Consider the following 19,516-nt stretch of genomic DNA (forward strand, 5'->3'; position numbering starts at 1 on the left):
ATCCCGGCCGGGGACAGCTTTTTTTGTATCTACTTGATGATTTTTCCTTTGAAGCGGCTGAAGACCGATGATTGGAGAAGAAAAGCTGCTGACATGCACAGCAGACCGCTCACTGTCCAAATAAAGAAAAAGACATGGCCGCCGAATGTAGGGGAACCCGAAATCAGTAAACTGCATCCCAACAAGCCTGCACTGAGCAACAGCAAATAATAGGAAAACCATTTAGTCCGCCGCTTGGACAGCCGGTACCCAATTAGAAGGACCGCATATAATCCGCTCAATACCATAAGAATTGGATAGGTTGGCTGGAATTTAAAGGCATAAATGAAATAGTCCAGCTGCGAGATATGGTCATGGCTGCTGGATACGCTCCCATACAGCCATTCTGAAAAGGGGGTCGAATACTTCCATTCCCATGGATTATTCACAATGGCACTTCCCTCATATAAAGCACAGGCGCTGGCAAACAAAAACAAGCCAAGGGCCAGCGCAATTTGAAGCCAAAATCCAAACATAATAACTCCTTCCTTTTTTACTATTCTTAGTTAAACTGTACAGCATGAGAGATTCAAAATGAATCTTTTTGTTTGATGGTCAGGATCACAGAACCCAAAAAGAAAATCACAGCGGCAATCGCCGTTACCGTGAAAGAAATGGAATCGCCCCCCAAATTAAGCTCATCCACGATGATTCCCTCTTGAAACAAAAGCGTAAAAGCAAGCACAATCAAGAAAAAAGAATTAAGAATGATGTACCTGTTGCTTTGAAACAAAGTTTGAACAAAAACACCTCACAAACCCGTATTTTACGTTAAATACAAAGAATCCATTTTGAAAAAAAGATTGATCAAAATGGATTCTTATCTAGCAATTATAAGTCTCGATTTTATAAAAAAGTTTGATCATTTTCTACCGGTGTTGCTCTACAATCGCGCCCGATTATTGAAGATCGTTATTCAATTAAAGCCCCTTTAAAGTTGAGGGACCGATTAAAAAACACAGATTTAAAGTGTTAATAAATTGTCTATATATGCAACCCTAAGAATGCCACAAATACTGATATAACACGTTTATAGCTTTTAGGTGTGTACCCAAACTTGCATTTGGGAACGTTTTATTGAATGAATATGTTTGATTCCTTGCACGTTTCATTTAAAGACGAATAGAGCCATAATGGTGTCGACCATCAAAAAGAAACGCAATTATACTCTCATAATAAGGTATAAATTTTTTTAGTTCGATTAGCTTTAAGATTTCCTCTTTAGAAGCCCATTTGGCTGCTTGTACCTCTTCAGTCTGTAACCTCAATTCATTCAAATCAAAGTCATATTCTATTAAATAATAATCATCAAAGCCACGTTCAAAGTTAATAGTAAATTGTGGACGTATTTTTTCAAAGTTATAATGAATCCCCAACTCCTCGAATAACTCTCTTGAAGCAGCCTGTTGACTTGTATCGCCTGCAACCGCACTACCACCACAAGTGATATCCCAAAGGTTCGGCCATCCTTGCTTAAAGGGCTGACGCTGCTGAATGAGCATCTCACCTTTTGAATTAAATATACATACGTGTACTACTAAATGAAACTCGTCTGGTGTCATTTCATCTCCACGAGTTATTTGTTTCTCTATTTTATTACGATGCTTATCATATAAATCCCACTTTTCCATTGCTAAGCTCCTTATGTATATGTTTGTAACAGAATCCCAGTATACTATAAATAAAATTATTATTATGAACTTTGCAAAAAATATTTAACGATTTGAAATAAAGTAGATAAAAGTTCCCAAAGCGTCGTTTGGTAACATTTCAAAAAAGAATGTTATCCAATAAAATGGCCCGATTGCGAAACAAAAAATCCTGCATATCATACAGGACTTTTAATCAAACTTTATTAGAAATTATCAATCTTTTTTATAAATTATCGAACTTTAATTTAAATCAACAGTACCCGCTGTTCGCTGTATTTTTCATAAACTTCAAATAAAGAGTATTAAGCACAATAAAGACCAGGATTAAATAAAAAGCAGGCCTTAAGTGCAGAAAGACTTCCCCTTCCATCCAAAAATCTCCTCTTTCTAGTAAAATATTCATATTAATTATACATCATAGCCGTTTGGTTATCTGCTGAAATTTCAAACAATTCTCAAACTATTTATTCCCGCTTTCCTTTTTCCAGTTATACGGTGTCTTCGCCCATTCAATAAGCAGTGTAAATAAGAAGATAAACAAACAGAGGAGCAGATTTTCGCCCCAGCGAATCTCTTTGCCCCCGCCGGACTGTACGATCGATGCATGATAAAATAAAGGATAGGCATCCTGATAGATTGCTTAATCATGCAGTCCCTCCTTTTCCTTCTCGTCCTCTGTGATTCAATTACTATCATTTTAACACAAATTGGTAATAAAATCCCTTTTTTCTGAAAATAATGGCTTAAAATTCCTGATGAAAAATCACCTAAGAGAAAACCCCCTCCCCTTGACTCTTTGTTAAAAATCACTATACTAGTTGGTAATTGCATACAAAAGGTTTTCTAGGGTTCCGCAGCCGTCAAAGCTGGTCTGGTCCGAGAGAAAACTCACAGTTTTACTGTGTCACGGAAGGATAAAAGCCTGGGAGGAACTGTTTACAGTCAGCCCGGGCTTTTTTTGGCTGCCTGATAATAAATGGGAGGTGTCTTTATGAATGTAAATTGGATTGCCGTATTGGCGGCATCTGTTTTTGAAGTGCTGTGGGTCATCGGGCTGAAGCACGCCCATGATGTTTGGACATGGACGGGAACGGTGATCGCTATTCTCATCAGCTTCTATGTCATGGTCATGGCCGGACGAAAATTGCCCGTCGGAACGGTGTATGCCGTTTTTGTCGGACTGGGGACAGCGGGAACCGTTCTCTCAGAAATTCTCTTTTTCGGGGAACCGGTGAAACCAAGCAAACTGTTCTTTGTCCTCCTGATCTTAGTGGGAGTCATCGGACTGAAATTCGTCACAAATGAGGAAGCACAGAAAGGGGATGCGTCCTAATGGCCTGGCTCACTTTAATTGCGGCGGGCATATGCGAGATGTTCGGCGTTGCGATGATCAATAAATGGCATATCGAACGGAATGGGCTGTCTTTCCTTTTACTCATGGCCGGATTTGGGGGAAGCTTCTTGTTTCTTTCCTATGCGATGGAATCCCTTCCCATGGGGACAGCATATGCCGTTTGGACAGGAATCGGCGCATCAGGCGGCGCCCTATTGGGAATGATGCTTTACGGGGAATCAAAGGACTGGAAAAGGGTCATCTTTATCGTCATGGTGCTGGCCGGTGCCATAGGGTTGAAGCTTGTCTCTTAAAAGAAACTAAAGGCAGCTTATAGTTCAGCTTCAGAAAAAAAGATAAATCGAAATAAACAGGCTGAACCCGGAGATAAGAAAAATTGGATAAGCGGCTGCCTTTCCTTTTTCCTGCAGTTCAGAAATCCCCATCACCATGAACATGGCCCCTAAAAAGAGAATCATTATGGGCAGAACTTCAAACGATTCCGTCAATAACGCATAAATAGCTAAAGCCGATGCAATGAGACCGAATACCGTCCTTACTATAACCAACATCCCCGCCTCCTTTTCCATCATTATACTATTTATAGAAAGGAGGTGTCTGATCATAAAAAAAAGACTGCCGCTGCAGTCCTGTGCCAAGGAAGCTTTTATGTATTCCGTTTCGTCATCTCAGGGGCCAAATTCCGAAACAGCTGCGGAGATGTCCGTCTTCTCTTCATCATAGGACGGCCCTTCATACAGCTGAATATAGGCAAGTCTCAGGAGCAGGACAACGAATAAAACGAAAATGAAGCCAATCATGATCTTCAGCCGGGCGGACAGCACCCGCTTTTTCTTTTTAACCTTCTGTCTTTCCTCCAACGTTCCTTCCCTCCGCTTCCATTTCAGCCGGCTAGCTTCGCACCGTCAGGCCAACACAGGCAATGCCCAATAGGCAAAATAAACTGAGTGTAAGGGGCTGAGGAAAAATAATGCACAGCATACTGCTGAAAATCACGAGCAGGACGCTGATGCCGCTCATCCTTTCTCTCCACTTACTCACCCTGCAATCACTTCCCTTCTTAGTATTTTTCCGGATCCTGTTAAATATCCGCATAGGTTATATATTCCTCTTCCATCATCTGTAAAACATCTTTTTCATGGTGCTAATTCATCAATTCTCCCTCTGAGATTAATGGAAGCATCTTCTCATAGTCCTGTCCCGGCAGCTGATCAATCGTCTCTTCCGGCGCCGGCCGGTATGCCGTATGGACATGCCATAGCAGGACAATGAATACGGTCAGCAGAAGAAACATTCCTTTCTTCACGGACCATCCCTCCCTTGAATGGGCTTTTTGTCTCATCTTCATAACTTTCATAGCGTACACGCTTATGATAATTTATAATTATAAAATTGAATTGCCAATGAAGCCATGTAATGGAAATGATAAGTACATCACAAGAGTCCTACTATTCAGACTTTTGCTGCAAGGAGATTAGGAATACATGAGCATCACCGCCTATAAAATTGGAGTACAGACCGCACAAAAGGAACCGTTTGATGACTTTGTCTATGTCTCTGAAGGAAGAAGCATCCTGATCGGGCGGGCCAGCCGTCATTCACAGGCTGACCTTGCCCTGTACAATGACTTCGTCTCCAGGGAACATTGCCGAATGTATATCCAAGACGAAACGCTTTATATAGAAGATTTGAACAGCAAACACGGAACCGCCGTTAACGGTGTTACGCTCGTGCCCGAAACACCCTGTCCCATTCAGCCGGGAGACGCCCTTACACTGGTCAACGGCCTGGTCCGGCTGTACGTTACAGCGGACGATGACGTGACGCGCGACCTTACGTCGCTGACCCTGCAGCTCCTTCAGACCATTTCTGTCAATGAGCATCTGCAGACGGTTCTCGTCCACGGCACACTGATTAAAATGCCGGCCAAAGAATTCACCTGCTTTCAATTGCTGTACGCAAGACTTGGAAACCTGACCACTAAGGAAGAAATCATCCTGAATGTCTGGCCGGAGAGGACAGGCGACCCGCAGCATATCGTCTCAGCAGAAGAAATCACCTCCCTTCTGTACCGGGTCCGGAAACGCCTGAAAGGCCATTTCTCCATTCATTCCGTCCCCCATAAAGGCTATTATATGGAGTACGCCGCCGTTGAATTGCATAACGCATAGCCTTCCCCCTTCTCACTTGAAGGGGTTTTTTGTGCCTTACGTTTGGTCCATTTCCGCAATCGCCTCCATCGCGGATTCAATATCTTTCCTATATTCGATTTCATCGCCGTGCACAATTTGAAAGGAATCTTCTTTATACCCTACAATGATCGGCTGCTCGTTATGAGTGAATCGAAACGTGATATCGCATGTATGAAAGGTTTTTAAGGTTTCAAGCATGTTTCGCAGATTATCTGACATACCGGTTCATCTCCTTCACTCTGAAGATGCGCTTTGCACAGGCAAACACCCTTTTCGAATTGGCAAAACTTATACGGAGGTATCAAGTCCCTTTTATATCCCTTTTTTTCAATAATACATGAAAAAATTCAGCAAAAAATGATGATTAAGAACTAATAAAGAGGAAAATCACATAAATTGTTTGAAAATAATGACAAAATAGAATAACAGAGTCCATGTTTCGAGGGAAAATGACAGGAAAAGCGGGATCTTAAAAAAAACCGGCATGGTTTCCCATGCCTCAGCCATTGAGCCGTTTGTGATTAATGGTGACTGAAATCTCGTCGCTTTTCCGGTCTTGCTTTGGAGCCGGACGTGTCCCTTTTGCCTTTTCAGGAGGACCGATGACGACCTGTTCCTGAATGGGCGCAAGCGCATCGGCGATTTTTCCAGCCTCCACGCCATAGGCGAGCTGGAACACCTCCGGCGGCGTATGCCGGAGCATGCTGGAACCTTCCGCCGACTCGAACTGGTCATTGTTAAAAAAGAGATGCAGATGCAATTTATCGGACACCGGCCGGATCCAATGCCACCACGCCATCGGAATGAAGACGACCTGGCCGGCTTTCGCCCGGTACTCATGCAGCCGGTTCGTATCCGGATCGACAATCGAGACGGCCGCTTCACCGGAAACGATGACATCCAGCTCCCAGGCATTCGGATGCCAGTGCGGCTCCCGAATATGTCCCTTCGTCAGATACAGGTCCACAAAAGCACCGCCGAGCATGGCCGGCATCTGGGTCGAAGATACCTTGTAGGCAATATTGTCACGGTCTCTTTCAAAAAATACACTGTCCCTCGAGTCAAAAAAAAGATTGGGAGTCCCGCTTGATTTCTTAATGTTCCTGTTATCTGGGACAAACCCGGACTTCGCCATCCCTATCCCTCCTCATCGTCCTGACCTACCTAATATTCCTCTACCATCCTTATGTGGAAGGATTGGGCATGGTGACTCAAGTCCAAGCATAATATGGCTGAAGGAGGACTGAGCATTGTACTTGCCAATCAGCCAAATGCGGGGTATATTCTATTACCTAACCGAAAAAAATCGGATACCTATTATAGAGAGTCCGGATGTATCCAGACTCAGGAAAGAAAGGGAATTATCGTGAATCATCATCCAACACAGCCCCATTATTCCTTCATTACCGTCCTGTTATTCTGGTGCGGCCTTGTTCTGCTCAGCAGCATGTACATTACCATTCCATTGACAGCGACTTTCACGGAGGCTTTTCACATCACAGCGGCGCAAACCGCCTGGATCGGCAGCTCTTTTTCTTTGTGCTATGCCCTAGGCTGCCTGCTTTACGGCCCGTTTTCTGATAAATACGGCCGTAAAATCTTTTTGACCGTCAGCATGGTCCTCTTAACGATTGTCACCATCGCCATCGGTTTTGCCGACAGCTATGCTGCCATGATTGTCTTAAGGGGAATCCAGGGACTGATCGCAGCAGCGTTCGCCCCAATTTCACTCGTTTATGCCGGGGAGCTGTTCCCGCCGAACAGAAGGCTGACCGCCATCGGTTTCATCAGTTCCGGCCTATTGATGGCAAGTGTCGTCGGCCAGGTGTTCAGCGGATTCATCGCGGAAACCTTCGGATGGCGGGCGATCTTCTTCATCTTAGGTGCGGTTTACTTCCTGACCGCCCTTGTCGTGATTTTCAGGCTGCCAAAGGAACAGACAGCGAAGTCAGACGACAGTGTCCTGAGCAAATTCCAGCAAATGTCCGGCCTGCTGAAACGGCCGCAATTGGTGTTCACCTTCTCGATCACCTTCCTGCTGCTGCTCTCCCTTGTCGGCATGTATACCGTGCTCGGAAGCTATTTAAGCTCGGACAAATTCGGGCTTAACGCCCATCAAATTCTCGCTGTACGCGGCGCCGGCATTGTCGGCATGCTGCTGTCGCCTTTCGCGGGCCGAATCGCCGGCAGAATCGGCAGGGCAGCTGTCCTAAGAGGCGGACTAATTCTCGCTGCCGTCGGACTGCTATGTATCGGCATCAGCCCGACCCTGCCGCTGCTCGTCTTAGCAAGCATCGTATTCGTGGCCGGCATTGCGGTCGTAACACCTGTCATGATCACGCTTGTCGGCCAGCTCGCTGGAAACGCACGCGGAAGCGGCATCTCCTTCAATGCCTTCGTCCTATTCCTTGGGGCGAGCGCAGGGCCGAACCTTGTCATCGGTTTAACGAGAACCGAGCATTACAAACTCGCCTTTGACATGCTGAGCGGAATCTTGCTTGCAGGCTTCCTGCTGTCCCTGCTGATCAAGGTCCATTCCCCGGCACCTGTCGGGAATGTGGCGAAAAAGCCTGTATCGTAAATTAAGGCATTCAGAATAACCAAAAACATCCAGTTCTCTGTGAGAATTGGATGTTTTTCATTTTAGCCTCATCCTCTTTTTCGTTCAGAAAATGGTATCCTGCTTTTTATACGTGTCGCTGCAAATGAACAAACCCAAATAAACAGCGAAGAAAACAAACAGCAAGAAAAGATCCGAGGAATGAAATCTTTGAAAAATAGTCAGAATGACGGTTTTCGTCAGCAGGAAACTGCAGAAAACCAGCATAAGAAACGCAAGCAGTTTGTGGAATTTGTGAGAGAGTTGCAAAATCTCTCTCTTTTTCAGAATGATAAATAGCAGTTCCAAAAGCGAAATCAATAGATAAACAGAACCCAAAACCAAAAGAATATAACCAAAATTCATAACATGACTTTCAAAGAAATCTACCGAAAAAAGCGACTCCCCCCACAATCTGCCAAGAATACTGACAAATCCATAAAAGCCGAAGAAAGGAACCAATAATAGAAGAAGAACAGAAAGAAGGACAAATAAAGAAACGATCGCCAAAGCTGTTAGTTTATCAAACATGCATATTCCCCTTTTAAAACGCGACTGCTCAGAGCCTCATCCATTTCGACATTCCCCACCGATCCAGAACCGCCCCAATCAAAATCCCGCCGGCATACCGGACCAAATCTGCCCAGAGGAATCCATGCCCAAGAATCAGCGCCCCCAGCACCGTCCCGCGGATATCATTGATCCACTCCGCCTGATAGAGCTGGCTGAACTCGATGCCAAAGCTGAATAAAAGACTCAGTCCAATCACCGTCCTCAGGCTCTTCGCAGCAAGCAAAGCACGAAAACCGAAATAGACCATCATCGCCCAGAGCATGTCCCCGGCATGCTCGGCGACCGCTGCAGGCAGCAGCCCGCCAAACCGTCTCGAGAACAGGCCGAGCAGCATTGTCAGCAGCACCGCCAGAAAATAATGTACACGCCGGCTGGCCGGCTTACGTAAACATGACAATATAATTCATTCCTATCTTTAAACTGACCTTCTCTTTATTTCCTCCAAAAAGTTGAACAGTCCGCCTTGTCGAGCCTATTAAACTCGATCATTCGCTTCAGCAGCGAGTAATCGACCGGCAGATTCCACTTGATCCGCATCAGCTGCTTCGTATGGTCATAGCCCGCCTTTACGATTTCCTCTGAAAAATGATCAATCCCTGCCTTTTCGGGCGCAACGGCCATATGCTGCTTGGCTGTGCTGAATCCAATGATAAAAGTCCCGTGATCGGTGAACATCGGCTGGTTCCAGGCCACTCTCGGCTCCAGGTCCGGAAATGTCGCCGCCGCCCATTTCAGCATCTCTTCCATCCGCGTCCGGTGCTCCTGATTTTCAATCTTCGCTATATATTCCGCAAAAACTTCCATATAGATCCCTCCTCAGTGCTTTTCCTCTATTGAAACATAAAACCCCTGACAATAGACACTTTTTCTCGTGCCTAAGTCAGGGGAACCTTGTTAAAACGAGTCCGGATAGAAGCCTTTAGCCAAAGTTTCCACCGTATAGGCCATCCGGTCGCCAGGCAGAACGCTCTCCAGTGTAATCGGAACGAAGCGCTCCTCCTTCACGCAGTCCAGCTTGGACAGTACCGGATCCTGTTTAATGTCCTTGATTTTCTGTTCCAGTGAAGGGGCATCATAATCATGAATCACAATGACATCCGGCTCCCGTTTCAGCACTTCCTCATAGCTGACGGTCAGCCACTGCTTTTCCGTCCTGTCATCAAAAATATTCTTCCCGCCGGCCTGCTCCAGCAGCAAAGTCTCAAAGTTGGTGCCGCCGGCTGTGAAGACGCCGTCACCGCCGCTGTCATACACGAGCACATTGACCGGTTCCTCGTCCTTTACTTTCTTCTGAACGGCGGCAATGCGGTCTTTTTGATCCGCTACATAGGCTTCGGCTTTCTTTTCAACGTGGAAAATTTTACCGATATCCGTGATTTCCTTATAAATCTCTTCAAAGTTGGAGGCTTTGTTCATGTAAGTCGTGATTCCGAAGTCCTCCAGCTCCTTGATATCAAGGCCTTCCTCGCCGAATTCCCAGTCGATCCCGTAGATGAAATCGGCGCCGCTCGTCGTCACCGCTTCCCGGGTCGCCGATCCGTAGGTCAATTCCGGAATTTTCGCATAGGCTTCCTTGTATTCCGGTAAAGCGCCCCGGCTGTGATTATCCAGGCTGTTGCCGATCACATAATCGCCAAGGCCCAAGGCGATGAACAATTCAGTAGCATTCGGACCCAGGGTCAGTACTTTTTCCGGCTTCTTGGACACCGTGACTTCCCTGCCGTAATTGTCAAACGTCTGCTTTTTATATTCAGATGCCTGTGCTTCTTTTGCCTCCCCGGCAGATTCTTTCTCCCCCGAGCAGCCGGCCAGTGCGGCCGCCAGAAATACCGCGCCGAATAAGGCCCCTAACGTTTTCTTCTTCATCTCATTTCCCCCTCTGCAGGTTCAGGCTATTTGGCAAATAGGTGATCGAAACTTTATTCGTAATCGGATGGACAATCACATCCGCCCGGATTCCGTAGACCGCAGAAATCAATTCCGGTGTCAGCACTTCCTCCGGTGTGCCTGCCTGATACAGGCGCCCTTCTTTCAGGACATACAGCCGGTCGCAGTACAAGGCCGCAATATTCAGGTCATGAATCGCGGACAGAACCGTCACACCCAAGCCCTTGACCAGGTCAAACATCTGCAGCTGGTAGTGGATGTCCAAGTGGTTCGTCGGCTCGTCCAAAAGCAGGAAGTCCGTCTGCTGGGCAAGCACGCGGGCGATGATCACCCGCTGCTTTTCCCCGCCGGACAGCCGGACATAATCCCTTTTGGCCATGTGCTCCATTCCGGTCTGCCTCAAGGCATCCGCCACGATTTCCCGGTCCGCCTGCGTATCTGTGTCAAACAGCCGTTTATGCGGATTCCGTCCCATCGCCACGATTTCCTCTACTTTAAAATCGAACGGGACGGCGTTTTCCTGCCCGACAACGCCCATGGACCGCGCCGCCTTTTTGACATTCATCCGGTACAGGTCCTCCCCGTCCAGCAGGACCGCCCCGGCATCCGGCTTCAGGGCCCTGTATACATTTTTCAGGACCGTCGATTTCCCGCTTCCGTTCGGCCCGATGATCCCGACAAATTCCCCTTTGGATACATGAAGGGAAATGTCTTCAAGGATCGCTTTTTCTTCGTATGAAAAATATAGATGTTTGACCTGGAGCCGCATCAAATTCCCCCTCACGCCCGTGAATTTTTCTTCAGAAGCCAAATAAAGAACGGACCGCCGATCAAAGCCGTCAAAATCCCGATCGGCAGTTCCTCCGGAGCGATGACCATCCTTGCGGCCACATCCGTCCAGATGACCAATATCCCGCCGAGCAGCGCGCTTACCGGAAGGACCCGCCGGTGGTCCGAACCGATCAGCAGGCGGGTCATATGCGGCACCATCAGCCCAATAAACCCGATAGAACCGCTCACCGCAATCGTCACACCGGCTAAGAGCGAGGCGACCAGCACAAGAATCTTCTGCATCCGCCGAACATCGGTGCCGAGCGTCCCCGCCGCCTCTTCGCCCATCAGCAAGGCATTCAGGGCCCGATGATGGATCATCAGCACCGCCAGGCAGATCACCATAACGGCAAGCGGAAGCTTCAAATAGCCCCATTTCGCCCCGGCCAGGCTGCCGGACATCCAGAAGGCGGCATTATGGAGACCCAAGGCATTCGGAGCGCTTAAGGTGATGACATTCGTAAGCGCATCCATAATCATCGCCAGAGCCACCCCCGAAAGCAGCAGCTGGGTGACATTGATCCGTCCCTTGACCCTGGAGAGCGTGTAGACAATAAGAATCGTGACCGCTGCACCAAGGAAAGCGCTGATTGAAAGCGCATAGGTTCCGAAAAACGAAAAGACGCCGAACAGCATCCCCAAGGTCGCTGTCGCCGAAGCTCCGGATGAAACGCCAAGGATGAACGGATCGGCCAAATGATTGCGCACCAACGCCTGCATCGCCACACCGCAGACCGCAAGCGACGCCCCGACAATCATTCCGAGCAGCACCCTCGGCAGCCTCAGTCTCCAGACAATATTTTCTTCTAACAGGGTCCAGTCATGGGGAATGCTGCCAGAGAAAAACGGCAGCTTGCCGGCAATGACCTTCGCCGCGGTCAAAGGATCAACCAAAACCGGCCCGATTCCGATTGCCAGAATAATAGATACAGCACTTGCCGCCAGCAGCAGCAGGAGAACCACCTTCATATTCGGTTCATCCCGATTGAAAATCGTACGTATTCCCAGAAAACGCTTGGAGTGTGGAGACATCTTTTTTTATCCTTTCAAATGCTTTACAATAATTGAGGGAATCATCCGAATTTTTGAAAGAGATTCCGCCTCATATGTATCTAACAAGGAGCTGAATGGTTTTGGAAAATAATAAATTAACTAGATTTGGTGTTTCAATGGATGAGAAATTACTAGAAAGCTTCGACCAAATCATTCACAACAAAGGCTATCAGAACCGTTCCGAAGCCGTACGCGACTTAATCCGCGACTTCATCGTCCAGCATAAATCTTCAAACAATACTGAAAATTTAGCCGGTGCCATCCTGCTATTCTATAACCATCACCAGAACAATCTCGTCAATGAAATGATGAGCATCCAGCATGGCTATCATGACAACATCCTTGCCACCACCCATCTCCATATCGACCATCACAATTGCCTGGAGCTGATTGTCGTTAAAGGAATCATGAGCGACCTGCAGGAACTCAGTGACAAACTGATCACATTAAAAGGGGTTCTGTATGGAAAACTGACCATTTCCCCGCTCGCTTAAATCGTGTTACCTTTCTTACAAATTGTAGCACTTCTGGTGATTACCATACAAGGGGAAATCTCGTTCCCCTTCCTCTTCTCTCTCCTCCTAAACAGTCTTTCTTGTATTTTAACAGCTAGGTAAAAAGATAGAAAAATTCCTCTTCTTATTTTCCTGCCATTTCTTTCTATTATCTCTTCTTTTCTCATTTTTTCTCTATTAATCTGCATATATGTACATATTTCCAATATTGAAAAATTGTGTTTATACTTTTCAAGTATACTTCTAAACTAGGTAAAAAGACGTTACACCAAGAGAAAGGAAGAATAGAATGATTTCATTAAAATCCATCGAGAAGCACTATAAATTGGCGGATGAAACGGTTCCCGTACTGAAAGAGGTTGATTTGGAACTGAACCCTGGCCAATTGTCGTATTTATTCGGAGAGTCGGGATGCGGGAAATCAACATTATTGAATATTATCGGCGGGATAGATGAAGCCACCGAAGGAGAATATTTTTTTCACGATAAAAATGTCACAGGTTTCAGCGAAAAAGACTGGGCCTTCTTCAGGCGGAAAAAAATCGGATTCGTGTTTCAGAACTTCAATCTTGTCCCCCACTTAACAGCCATCGAAAATGTAGAAATGAGCATGATCTTAGAAGGGCTCCCGAAAACCGAGAGAAGAGGCCGGGCAAAGGAATTACTCGAGTCAGTCGGTCTAAAAGACAGGGCGTTCCACCTCCCCAAACAGCTGAGCGGCGGACAGAAACAGCGGGTAGCGATTGCCCGATCCCTGGCCAACAATCCTGACATTATCTTGGCGGATGAGCCTACAGGAGCACTTGATTCCGAAAATTCCAAACAAATCATGAGCCTGCTCAAACAGGTGGCGAACCAAGGGAAAATTGTATTGGTTGTGACCCATTCCCAAGAGTTCCTTCACTATGCAGATCGAATCATCCATATGAAAGACGGCACGATTACCAAGATTGAACAGACAGCTGCACAAAAGCATGAACATCCAGCCATCGACTCAGCCCTCTCACATAAGGGCAAAAAAATAAATTGGGCAACCACACTCAAATTAGCCGTCCGAAACCTAAGAAATAAAAAATGGCGCAGTACACTGACCGCCATCGGTGCCTCCATAGGGATTTTCGGAATCATCCTGATCGGAGCATTAGGAAATGGTGTAAAAGAAAAGATAACCAGCACAGTGGATGGGACAGTCGCTCATTCATCAATAGCGGTTTATAAAGAAGATACAGAATTACTGCCGAACACGATGATCCATGACCTGGAGAAAACGGAAAACATCGAAGCCGTTTATACATACAATCCATTCACCATCAGCATCACAACAAAGGAAGGAAAAAGGGAAACCAGTTCAGCCGATACCTTAGTCCCCGCTTCCCATCAATCGATATACGGTAAATCTTATATAACTGAGGGGGACTATCCTTCAAAGAATCATGAAGTGGTGATTCCCGAAAGACTCGCTCAAAAACTGTTCGGGTCTAACACCAAACAGGCAATCGGTCAGCAAGTGACCATAATCGCACAGCTCATGTCATTAAAAGACGTCTATCAAACTGTGAAAACCGAGGCTGCAATCACAGGAATTTCCAAAAACGGCGCAATTCCGTTATTGGATTCAGTCGGTTTTTCTTATCCTTTAGCTTTGTCAGTTACAAACGACAATCCACAGACGAAACAGACAGCTTTACAGTATACAGCGATTCCTTCTTCTCCCGATAAAGCCGATTCCGTCATAAAAAGCCTGCAGTCTAAAGGGTACAAAGCAGAGACAGAAGGTGACAGCGGGGAAGAACTTTCTAACTATGTGACCATGGCGGGTGTCGCAGTCGGTCTATTGTCCGCTATCTCTTTAATCGTATCTTCCATCATGATTGGAATCGTCCTGTATGTGAGCGTCTTAGAAAGAACGAAAGAAATCGGCACCTTAAAAGCCATTGGCGCCTATAGATCGGATATTAGACGCATCTTTGTCACAGAGGGGTTCATGATTGGCATGCTGGGCGGTCTTTTCGGAGCCGCCGGATCGATGGCAATCGGAAAACTGGCGAATTTCATTATCAAAGCTGGGTTTGAAAAGCCCAATCTGCAGCTCTTTCAATTTGATATAAATCAAATGCTGATCATCATTGTGTTCAGCGGACTGTTAGGCGCAGCGGCCTCCTTCATTCCTGCCTTCAGAGCCTCCAGGATGAAAGCAGCCGAAGCCTTAAAGTATGAATAAGAAAAAACAAAAGCTGGGAGAAAATTCTTCGAGGCAAACATCTATATCAAGCCGTTCCGTTTATAAATGGATGAGAGTGGAGGGGCGACTCCTGGGGGAATAGCACGAGGGAGAGACTGCAGGCTCGAGCCGTGCCCCCGGAAAGCGTCCCTGGAACGGAATCCATGCAGCATAAACAAAAAAAATAACAACTTTCCCTGTAAGGAAGTTGTTATTTTTAATCGTGTATCTTTTTTATCAGTTCAATACCATTTCCTGCCCCGCTCCCGCAGGCATGAAGCGTTCTTGAAGGCTGTCGGAAAGCAGGCTGTACGCCAGCACTTTCTTCTTGTACTGTTTGACTACATCCACGCGGTCGCTGTAGATGAACATCGTCAGCCGAATATCCTTTTTGCCTTGCTTCGTATCAATGATGATCGGAGTCCCGCCGTCCTCCGGCTCTAAAAACATGGACTCGTTTCCAGGAAATATATGTTTTTGCTTTAAAAAGATCGCTTCGTTAAAAGAATCAATGACACGGGTCTTCTCGTCCCCGTCCAGGAGTTTCCCCTCCATCGTGATTTGGGTCTCTTCTGCATGAAGCTCGGCATGCAGTTCAAACTTTCTGAGAATCCAATTCACCACATCGGTCGGAAGGCATGTCGCCAAAAGCTTTATGAGACTGAGCACAATCGTTACAATCAAAACAGTTATCGTCATGTTTCATCTCTCCGTTACTATGAAATGGCTGTATCCCTCCCATTATAACAAGAGGACGGACTGTTTTTCCTGCTAAATTATGTCCATTCTATTAACATCCTGATTTTTGGAAAAAACGTATGTATTCCTAAAAAGGCAACATGGGAATCGTTACTTGGAATTCTTGATTTGATATTTATAAAGCCACCGGTCGAGCTCTTTGCTTGTTTTTATCGTATCGGGGTGGGTGAGCCCTTTCGTCAGGCCTGTCGTGATCAGCTGGTGTCGTAAGGAATCAATCTGGCGAACAATGGATTGCTGGGAGGTTTTGGGCGGCATGGTTCTCTCCTTTTTCATAGACAGACATGTGTACACTCTGCTGCTATTGAATGATATTATATACACATTATCCATTTTTTTCAAAAATAAAACCAAATTCTGTGAAAAAAGCACCGTTTCCTGCAATATTCCGAGTGCTATCGGTTGCATATATGCTATACTGATTGTCATAAAGGCGGTCTTCGGGCGCCGACTAAGAACGGAAAGGAATGATGGGTGGACGATGATTAACTAATCTTATTTTCAACATTTGAAATTCCATATTTCAAATCATACAAAATAGGATTAGTCTGCCCATTTTTCTATAACTCCCTGAGTTATTCATCTCGATAGCTTATTTACGGTACGGCTAATCCTTCCACTACATGGGGAGGATTTTTTGTTCTCCCTGAAAAGAGAGGGATCGAGTATGAAAGAACTGATGAAATTATCGAATATCAGCTATGAAACCGCCGAGCAACCCATTTTTGAACAGGTGAAGGCAAGCGTCCGGCAGGGAGAAGTCATCGGGATCATCGGCCAGAACGGCGCCGGGAAATCCACCCTGATGCATCTCCTCCACCAGGATATCCAGCCGTCAGAAGGCCAGATCCTAAGGCTGCAGCAAGACCTGAACATAACGATGGTCGAACAGGAGACCGAATCGTACACCCCTGATGGCACTTCCCCTGCCGAAGCCCAATTGCTCGAAAAGTGGAAAGTGCCAGACCAGGATTATTCCCGCTTAAGCGGCGGCGAGAAGCTGAAGGCCCGGCTTGCCCTCGGCTTTTCCAAAGAAGCCGATGTATTGCTGCTTGATGAACCGACGAACCATCTCGATGAACCGAGCCTGTCCCTCCTCAAAGAGCAGATCAAGAAGTACCGCGGAACGATTGTCTTCGTTTCCCATGACCGTCACTTCTTAGATGAAACGGCCACAAAGATTTGGTCGATCGAAGGGAAAAAGCTGATCGAGCATAAGGGAAACTATACGAGTTACATGGAGGCCCGCAGGCTGAAACGGCTGACGCAGGAGCGGGAATATGAAAAGCAGCAGAAACGGACTGAGCGGATCGAGAACCAGATGAAGGAACTCACCTCCTGGTCGAACAAGGCCCATGCCCAATCGACGAAAAAGGAAGGCACCAAAGAATACTGGCGTGTCAAAGCCAAGCGGACGGACGCCCAGATCAAATCGAAACAAAAACGGCTGGAAAAAGAAGCAGAGAAGTCGAAAACAGAAGCGGTCGAGCCGGAGCATACGGTACACTTTTCCATGGAGGCCGCCGGCAAAACCAGAAAACGGTTGTTAGAGGTGAAGAAGCTCACCAAGGCGTTTGACGGGCGGAGCTTATTCCAGAATGTTTCCTTTACGGTCCAGCACGGGGAGAAAATCGCCATCACCGGTCCGAACGGAAGCGGCAAGACGACGCTTTTGAACATACTGATGGGAGAAGAAACGGCTTGGGGCGAGGTATGGGTGTCACCTTCTGCCAAAATCGGCTATCTGACGCAGGAGGTGTTCGACCTTCCGCTCGAAGAAACCCCTGCGCAGCTCTTCCATCAGGAAACCTTCGCCGCAAGGGGCAAAGTCCAGACACTGATGAAGCAGCTGGGGTTCACGTCCTCTCACTGGACCGCCCCTATCCGGGACATGAGCATGGGCGAGCGGGTAAAGCTGAAGCTGATGGGCTATATGCTGGAGGAAACCGACGCGCTCCTTTTGGATGAACCGACGAACCACCTCGATCTCCCTTCCCGCGAACAGCTGGAAGAGACGCTGTCCCAGTATGGCGGAACACTGCTCGTCGTTTCGCATGACCGCTATTTTCTCGAGAAAACGACAGACAGCCGGCTCATCCTCTCAAATCAGCGCATTCAAAAGCAGGCGAAAGAAGCCGTACGTTCACAGGACAGCAAAGAAGAACTTCGCCTGACGCTTGAAACAGAAAGACAGGCGGTGCTCGGAAAGCTCAGTTTTCTCTCCCCAGGCATGAAGGAATACGCGGAGCTTGACGAGAAATTCAGAGAACTGACCAAACAGATTAAGGACCTTTCATGAGGAAGTCAAATAAGAAGAGGATGTTTGTAGGTTTCGGACAAAAATGAGAAATTCACGTGCTGAAGGCTCATCCAAAAGTTCGGCTGGAATCGGGGTCTCCCGGCAGGTTAATCTGCCGTGAACAGAACATATTACTGAAAAAAATTGTAGGCCATATTTAACAGAAAGATCGACAGAAAAATGGTCGCATAAAAGGCATACACCCAAAGCAGGAGAATCCCTTTGTTCTTAATGATCCGTTTCATTATAAAAAACTGCGCCCAGAGAGTCAGCCCGACAATAATGATTAAGTACAGCAGCGGCGCGGTGACAACATCGATAAAGCGTTCCATCCAATCACCTCAAAATTATTATGGGCAAAAGGAAAAACGATATACAAAAATCAAGCAGGTCATCCAAAAAGCACCTGTATGCTCCGGGCATCCCCGACATGCATACAGGTGTTTTTTCTTTCATCCGTCAATCCATTTCGGGCTGGGCATACTTCTTCTCAATTTTCGCGACAAGCGAATAATTGGTGTCAACCATATTCCCTACATGCAGCTTGCCGATTTGGGACAGCGCCTGGTACGCCTCAAATTTCTCCCAGCCCATTTCCTCCATCCAGTCAATCAGCTCCGCGTAAGCAATTCGGGCGGCATCCTCCATCGGGCGGGCGCTGCCGACAACCATATATTCCGTCGGGCTTTCAATGCGGGGCCATCTGATCTCCTTGCCTTTGATGAGCTCGAATGTAATTGTCACCTTCGCGGTAATCTCAAGTGCAACGCCGCACAGCTCCCCATCCCCCTGGCCGGCATGGACATCTCCCGTGAAGAAATAGGCGCCCTCCGTACGCACCGGAAGATAGACTGTGTTTCCCGGCTTCGTGTCCGGACAGTCCATATTCCCGCCATGATCTGCCGGCGTCAGGGCCGACACGGCCTCAATTTCAGGGGCGGTCCCAATGGTTCCGAGGAACGGGCGCCAAGGGAAGTTCAGGCGCTCATTATGGCGCAGCATCCCGTTCTCCATCTTGTAGATCCAGACTTTTTCCGGCAGCGGCTCATTCAGCGTCCGTGTCAGTTCCGTAGCTGTCAGTCCGCCGAAATTCTCCTTCTGCAGGCTGACCGCCCAGTCCCGGGTCGGTTCAATATCCACAATATGGGCAACGAGCGTGTCCCCAGGCTCCGCCCCTTCAATATAAATCGGACCTGTTTGCGGATTCAGATAATGGCCCAAGATTTCGGAAGGGATATCCTGCTCGCTCGTGATCCGGTTCTCAAAGGCATCTTTCGTGAAAATCTCCACCGTTTCCCCCGGCTTCACACGGGCAATCGGCTCCAGGTACTTGCTGAACACATAGCTGTGCGCTCCCGGCTGTTTAATTTGCTGGATCGTTTCTTTCGTCTGTTCCATACAAAAAACCTCCTCATTTTTAACAGGCCAGCTTCACTTCTCCTGTCCGACTCGCTTCCGTATGTAAAGAATATATCCCTGAAGCACATCGAGAAATCTTGTCAAAAGAGTATCAAATCCACTTCGTCAAATCCATTGGCTTGT

At 47.1% G+C, this 19,516-nt stretch carries 24 protein-coding genes and 1 riboswitch; of the genes, 7 read left to right on the plus strand and 17 right to left on the minus strand.

The annotated features are described in order from the left end of the window. Positions 1–29: 29 nt before the first annotated feature. A complete protein-coding gene (locus tag BQ4305_RS04595; RefSeq protein WP_110926683.1) occupies positions 30–515 on the minus strand; it encodes a YjdJ family protein in 486 nt (161 codons plus the stop codon). A gap of 636 nt (positions 516–1,151) precedes the next feature. Beyond that, entirely contained in the window at positions 1,152–1,670 is a 519-nt protein-coding gene (locus BQ4305_RS04605; protein WP_110926685.1) for an NUDIX hydrolase, read from the minus strand. A gap of 853 nt (positions 1,671–2,523) precedes the next feature. Then, a riboswitch (guanidine-I (ykkC/yxkD leader) is annotated at positions 2,524–2,622 on the plus strand. Between the two features lie 60 nt (positions 2,623–2,682). Between BQ4305_RS04605 and BQ4305_RS04610 the strand changes: the two genes are divergently transcribed. Beyond that, positions 2,683–3,024 (plus strand): DMT family transporter, encoded by a 342-nt coding sequence (locus BQ4305_RS04610; protein WP_110926686.1) that lies wholly within the window; start codon positions 2,683–2,685, stop codon positions 3,022–3,024. Further along, positions 3,024–3,338: a DMT family transporter gene (locus BQ4305_RS04615; protein WP_110926687.1), complete on the plus strand. Its 315-nt coding sequence runs from the start codon at positions 3,024–3,026 to the stop codon at positions 3,336–3,338. The genes BQ4305_RS04610 and BQ4305_RS04615 overlap by 1 nt, the downstream gene beginning before the upstream one ends. A 30-nt stretch (positions 3,339–3,368) precedes the next feature. On the opposite strand, the gene BQ4305_RS21805 is transcribed toward BQ4305_RS04615, so the two are convergent. The 3 genes from BQ4305_RS21805 to BQ4305_RS21290 form a co-directional block, all read right to left on the minus strand. Continuing rightward, a complete protein-coding gene (locus tag BQ4305_RS21805; RefSeq protein ID WP_234396873.1) occupies positions 3,369–3,596 on the minus strand; it encodes a DUF3953 domain-containing protein in 228 nt (75 codons plus the stop codon). 117 nt (positions 3,597–3,713) lie between these two features. Beyond that, positions 3,714–3,905, minus strand: coding sequence for a hypothetical protein (locus BQ4305_RS04625; protein ID WP_110926688.1), 192 nt, complete (start codon positions 3,903–3,905; stop codon positions 3,714–3,716). Positions 3,906–4,189: 284 nt separating this feature from the next. After that, positions 4,190–4,351: a hypothetical protein gene (locus BQ4305_RS21290; RefSeq protein WP_199880560.1), complete on the minus strand. Its 162-nt coding sequence runs from the start codon at positions 4,349–4,351 to the stop codon at positions 4,190–4,192. Positions 4,352–4,529: 178 nt separating this feature from the next. Here BQ4305_RS21290 and BQ4305_RS04630 point away from each other — a divergent pair, with 178 nt between their 5' ends. Then, complete coding sequence (locus BQ4305_RS04630; protein ID WP_110926689.1) at positions 4,530–5,216, plus strand: FHA domain-containing protein; 687 nt, start codon at positions 4,530–4,532, stop codon at positions 5,214–5,216. Positions 5,217–5,252: 36 nt separating this feature from the next. Here BQ4305_RS04630 and BQ4305_RS04635 read toward each other — a convergent pair whose 3' ends face one another. Both BQ4305_RS04635 and BQ4305_RS04640 read right to left on the minus strand, forming a co-directional pair. Continuing rightward, on the minus strand, positions 5,253–5,456 hold the full coding sequence (locus BQ4305_RS04635) for a hypothetical protein (protein WP_110926690.1): 204 nt from the start codon (positions 5,454–5,456) through the stop codon (positions 5,253–5,255). Between the two features lie 280 nt (positions 5,457–5,736). Next, positions 5,737–6,372: a cupin domain-containing protein gene (locus BQ4305_RS04640; RefSeq protein ID WP_110926691.1), complete on the minus strand. Its 636-nt coding sequence runs from the start codon at positions 6,370–6,372 to the stop codon at positions 5,737–5,739. 93 nt (positions 6,373–6,465) lie between these two features. Here BQ4305_RS04640 and BQ4305_RS04645 point away from each other — a divergent pair, with 93 nt between their 5' ends. Continuing rightward, positions 6,466–7,818, plus strand: coding sequence for an MFS transporter (locus BQ4305_RS04645; RefSeq protein ID WP_110926692.1), 1,353 nt, complete (start codon positions 6,466–6,468; stop codon positions 7,816–7,818). An 84-nt stretch (positions 7,819–7,902) separates the two neighbouring features. Here BQ4305_RS04645 and BQ4305_RS04650 read toward each other — a convergent pair whose 3' ends face one another. The 6 genes from BQ4305_RS04650 to BQ4305_RS04675 form a co-directional block, all read right to left on the minus strand. Further along, complete coding sequence (locus BQ4305_RS04650; protein WP_110926693.1) at positions 7,903–8,367, minus strand: hypothetical protein; 465 nt, start codon at positions 8,365–8,367, stop codon at positions 7,903–7,905. A 28-nt stretch (positions 8,368–8,395) separates the two neighbouring features. Beyond that, a complete protein-coding gene (locus BQ4305_RS04655; protein WP_407640135.1) occupies positions 8,396–8,806 on the minus strand; it encodes a ribosomal maturation YjgA family protein in 411 nt (136 codons plus the stop codon). A gap of 35 nt (positions 8,807–8,841) precedes the next feature. Continuing rightward, positions 8,842–9,213: an iron chaperone gene (locus tag BQ4305_RS04660; RefSeq protein WP_110926694.1), complete on the minus strand. Its 372-nt coding sequence runs from the start codon at positions 9,211–9,213 to the stop codon at positions 8,842–8,844. A gap of 90 nt (positions 9,214–9,303) precedes the next feature. Beyond that, complete coding sequence (locus BQ4305_RS04665) at positions 9,304–10,275, minus strand: ABC transporter substrate-binding protein (protein ID WP_110926695.1); 972 nt, start codon at positions 10,273–10,275, stop codon at positions 9,304–9,306. Between the two features lies 1 nt (position 10,276). Further along, positions 10,277–11,065, minus strand: coding sequence for a heme ABC transporter ATP-binding protein (locus BQ4305_RS04670; protein WP_110926696.1), 789 nt, complete (start codon positions 11,063–11,065; stop codon positions 10,277–10,279). Between the two features lie 11 nt (positions 11,066–11,076). Further along, a complete protein-coding gene (locus BQ4305_RS04675) occupies positions 11,077–12,096 on the minus strand; it encodes a FecCD family ABC transporter permease (RefSeq protein ID WP_110926867.1) in 1,020 nt (339 codons plus the stop codon). Between the two features lie 164 nt (positions 12,097–12,260). Between BQ4305_RS04675 and nikR the strand changes: the two genes are divergently transcribed. Together nikR and BQ4305_RS04690 are read left to right on the plus strand one after the other, a co-directional pair. Beyond that, positions 12,261–12,674, plus strand: a complete 414-nt coding sequence (gene nikR / locus BQ4305_RS04680) for a nickel-responsive transcriptional regulator NikR (RefSeq protein WP_199880561.1) — start codon at positions 12,261–12,263, stop codon at positions 12,672–12,674. 310 nt (positions 12,675–12,984) lie between these two features. Further along, positions 12,985–14,916: an ABC transporter ATP-binding protein/permease gene (locus BQ4305_RS04690; RefSeq protein ID WP_110926699.1), complete on the plus strand. Its 1,932-nt coding sequence runs from the start codon at positions 12,985–12,987 to the stop codon at positions 14,914–14,916. Between the two features lie 237 nt (positions 14,917–15,153). Here the strand turns inward: BQ4305_RS04690 and BQ4305_RS04695 are convergent, their stop codons facing one another. Next, positions 15,154–15,615, minus strand: coding sequence for a YfmQ family protein (locus BQ4305_RS04695; RefSeq protein WP_110926700.1), 462 nt, complete (start codon positions 15,613–15,615; stop codon positions 15,154–15,156). Positions 15,616–15,765: 150 nt separating this feature from the next. Further along, entirely contained in the window at positions 15,766–15,933 is a 168-nt protein-coding gene (locus BQ4305_RS04700; protein ID WP_110926701.1) for an aspartyl-phosphate phosphatase Spo0E family protein, read from the minus strand. A gap of 409 nt (positions 15,934–16,342) precedes the next feature. Here BQ4305_RS04700 and abc-f point away from each other — a divergent pair, with 409 nt between their 5' ends. Beyond that, positions 16,343–17,974, plus strand: a complete 1,632-nt coding sequence (abc-f, locus tag BQ4305_RS04710) for a ribosomal protection-like ABC-F family protein (RefSeq protein ID WP_110926703.1) — start codon at positions 16,343–16,345, stop codon at positions 17,972–17,974. Positions 17,975–18,105: 131 nt separating this feature from the next. On the opposite strand, the gene BQ4305_RS04715 is transcribed toward abc-f, so the two are convergent. Together BQ4305_RS04715 and BQ4305_RS04720 are read right to left on the minus strand one after the other, a co-directional pair. Beyond that, complete coding sequence (locus BQ4305_RS04715) at positions 18,106–18,306, minus strand: hypothetical protein (protein ID WP_110926704.1); 201 nt, start codon at positions 18,304–18,306, stop codon at positions 18,106–18,108. Between the two features lie 127 nt (positions 18,307–18,433). Beyond that, entirely contained in the window at positions 18,434–19,372 is a 939-nt protein-coding gene (locus BQ4305_RS04720) for an acetamidase/formamidase family protein (protein ID WP_110926705.1), read from the minus strand. Between the last annotated feature and the right edge of the window lie 144 nt (positions 19,373–19,516).

It is taken from the genome of Bacillus massiliglaciei, from assembly GCF_900098925.1.
Taxonomy (GTDB): domain Bacteria; phylum Bacillota; class Bacilli; order Bacillales; family DSM-1321; genus Peribacillus; species Peribacillus massiliglaciei.

What these genes read in the sequence shown, in the direction of transcription:
- BQ4305_RS04595 (WP_110926683.1), bottom strand. Translation starts at nt 515, where the DNA reads ATGTTTGGATTTTGGCTTCAAATTGCGCTGGCCCTTGGCTTGTTTTTG.
- BQ4305_RS04605 (WP_110926685.1), bottom strand. Translation starts at nt 1,670, where the DNA reads ATGGAAAAGTGGGATTTATATGATAAGCATCGTAATAAAATAGAGAAA.
- BQ4305_RS04610 (WP_110926686.1), top strand. Translation starts at nt 2,683, where the DNA reads ATGAATGTAAATTGGATTGCCGTATTGGCGGCATCTGTTTTTGAAGTG.
- BQ4305_RS04615 (WP_110926687.1), top strand. Translation starts at nt 3,024, where the DNA reads ATGGCCTGGCTCACTTTAATTGCGGCGGGCATATGCGAGATGTTCGGC.
- BQ4305_RS21805 (WP_234396873.1), bottom strand. Translation starts at nt 3,596, where the DNA reads ATGTTGGTTATAGTAAGGACGGTATTCGGTCTCATTGCATCGGCTTTA.
- BQ4305_RS04630 (WP_110926689.1), top strand. Translation starts at nt 4,530, where the DNA reads ATGAGCATCACCGCCTATAAAATTGGAGTACAGACCGCACAAAAGGAA.
- BQ4305_RS04635 (WP_110926690.1), bottom strand. Translation starts at nt 5,456, where the DNA reads ATGTCAGATAATCTGCGAAACATGCTTGAAACCTTAAAAACCTTTCAT.
- BQ4305_RS04640 (WP_110926691.1), bottom strand. Translation starts at nt 6,372, where the DNA reads ATGGCGAAGTCCGGGTTTGTCCCAGATAACAGGAACATTAAGAAATCA.
- BQ4305_RS04645 (WP_110926692.1), top strand. Translation starts at nt 6,466, where the DNA reads ATGGCTGAAGGAGGACTGAGCATTGTACTTGCCAATCAGCCAAATGCG.
- BQ4305_RS04650 (WP_110926693.1), bottom strand. Translation starts at nt 8,367, where the DNA reads ATGTTTGATAAACTAACAGCTTTGGCGATCGTTTCTTTATTTGTCCTT.
- BQ4305_RS04660 (WP_110926694.1), bottom strand. Translation starts at nt 9,213, where the DNA reads ATGGAAGTTTTTGCGGAATATATAGCGAAGATTGAAAATCAGGAGCAC.
- BQ4305_RS04665 (WP_110926695.1), bottom strand. Translation starts at nt 10,275, where the DNA reads ATGAAGAAGAAAACGTTAGGGGCCTTATTCGGCGCGGTATTTCTGGCG.
- BQ4305_RS04670 (WP_110926696.1), bottom strand. Translation starts at nt 11,065, where the DNA reads ATGCGGCTCCAGGTCAAACATCTATATTTTTCATACGAAGAAAAAGCG.
- BQ4305_RS04675 (WP_110926867.1), bottom strand. Translation starts at nt 12,096, where the DNA reads ATGAAGGTGGTTCTCCTGCTGCTGCTGGCGGCAAGTGCTGTATCTATT.
- BQ4305_RS04690 (WP_110926699.1), top strand. Translation starts at nt 12,985, where the DNA reads ATGATTTCATTAAAATCCATCGAGAAGCACTATAAATTGGCGGATGAA.
- BQ4305_RS04695 (WP_110926700.1), bottom strand. Translation starts at nt 15,615, where the DNA reads ATGACGATAACTGTTTTGATTGTAACGATTGTGCTCAGTCTCATAAAG.
- BQ4305_RS04700 (WP_110926701.1), bottom strand. Translation starts at nt 15,933, where the DNA reads ATGCCGCCCAAAACCTCCCAGCAATCCATTGTTCGCCAGATTGATTCC.
- abc-f (WP_110926703.1), top strand. Translation starts at nt 16,343, where the DNA reads ATGAAAGAACTGATGAAATTATCGAATATCAGCTATGAAACCGCCGAG.
- BQ4305_RS04715 (WP_110926704.1), bottom strand. Translation starts at nt 18,306, where the DNA reads ATGGAACGCTTTATCGATGTTGTCACCGCGCCGCTGCTGTACTTAATC.
- BQ4305_RS04720 (WP_110926705.1), bottom strand. Translation starts at nt 19,372, where the DNA reads ATGGAACAGACGAAAGAAACGATCCAGCAAATTAAACAGCCGGGAGCG.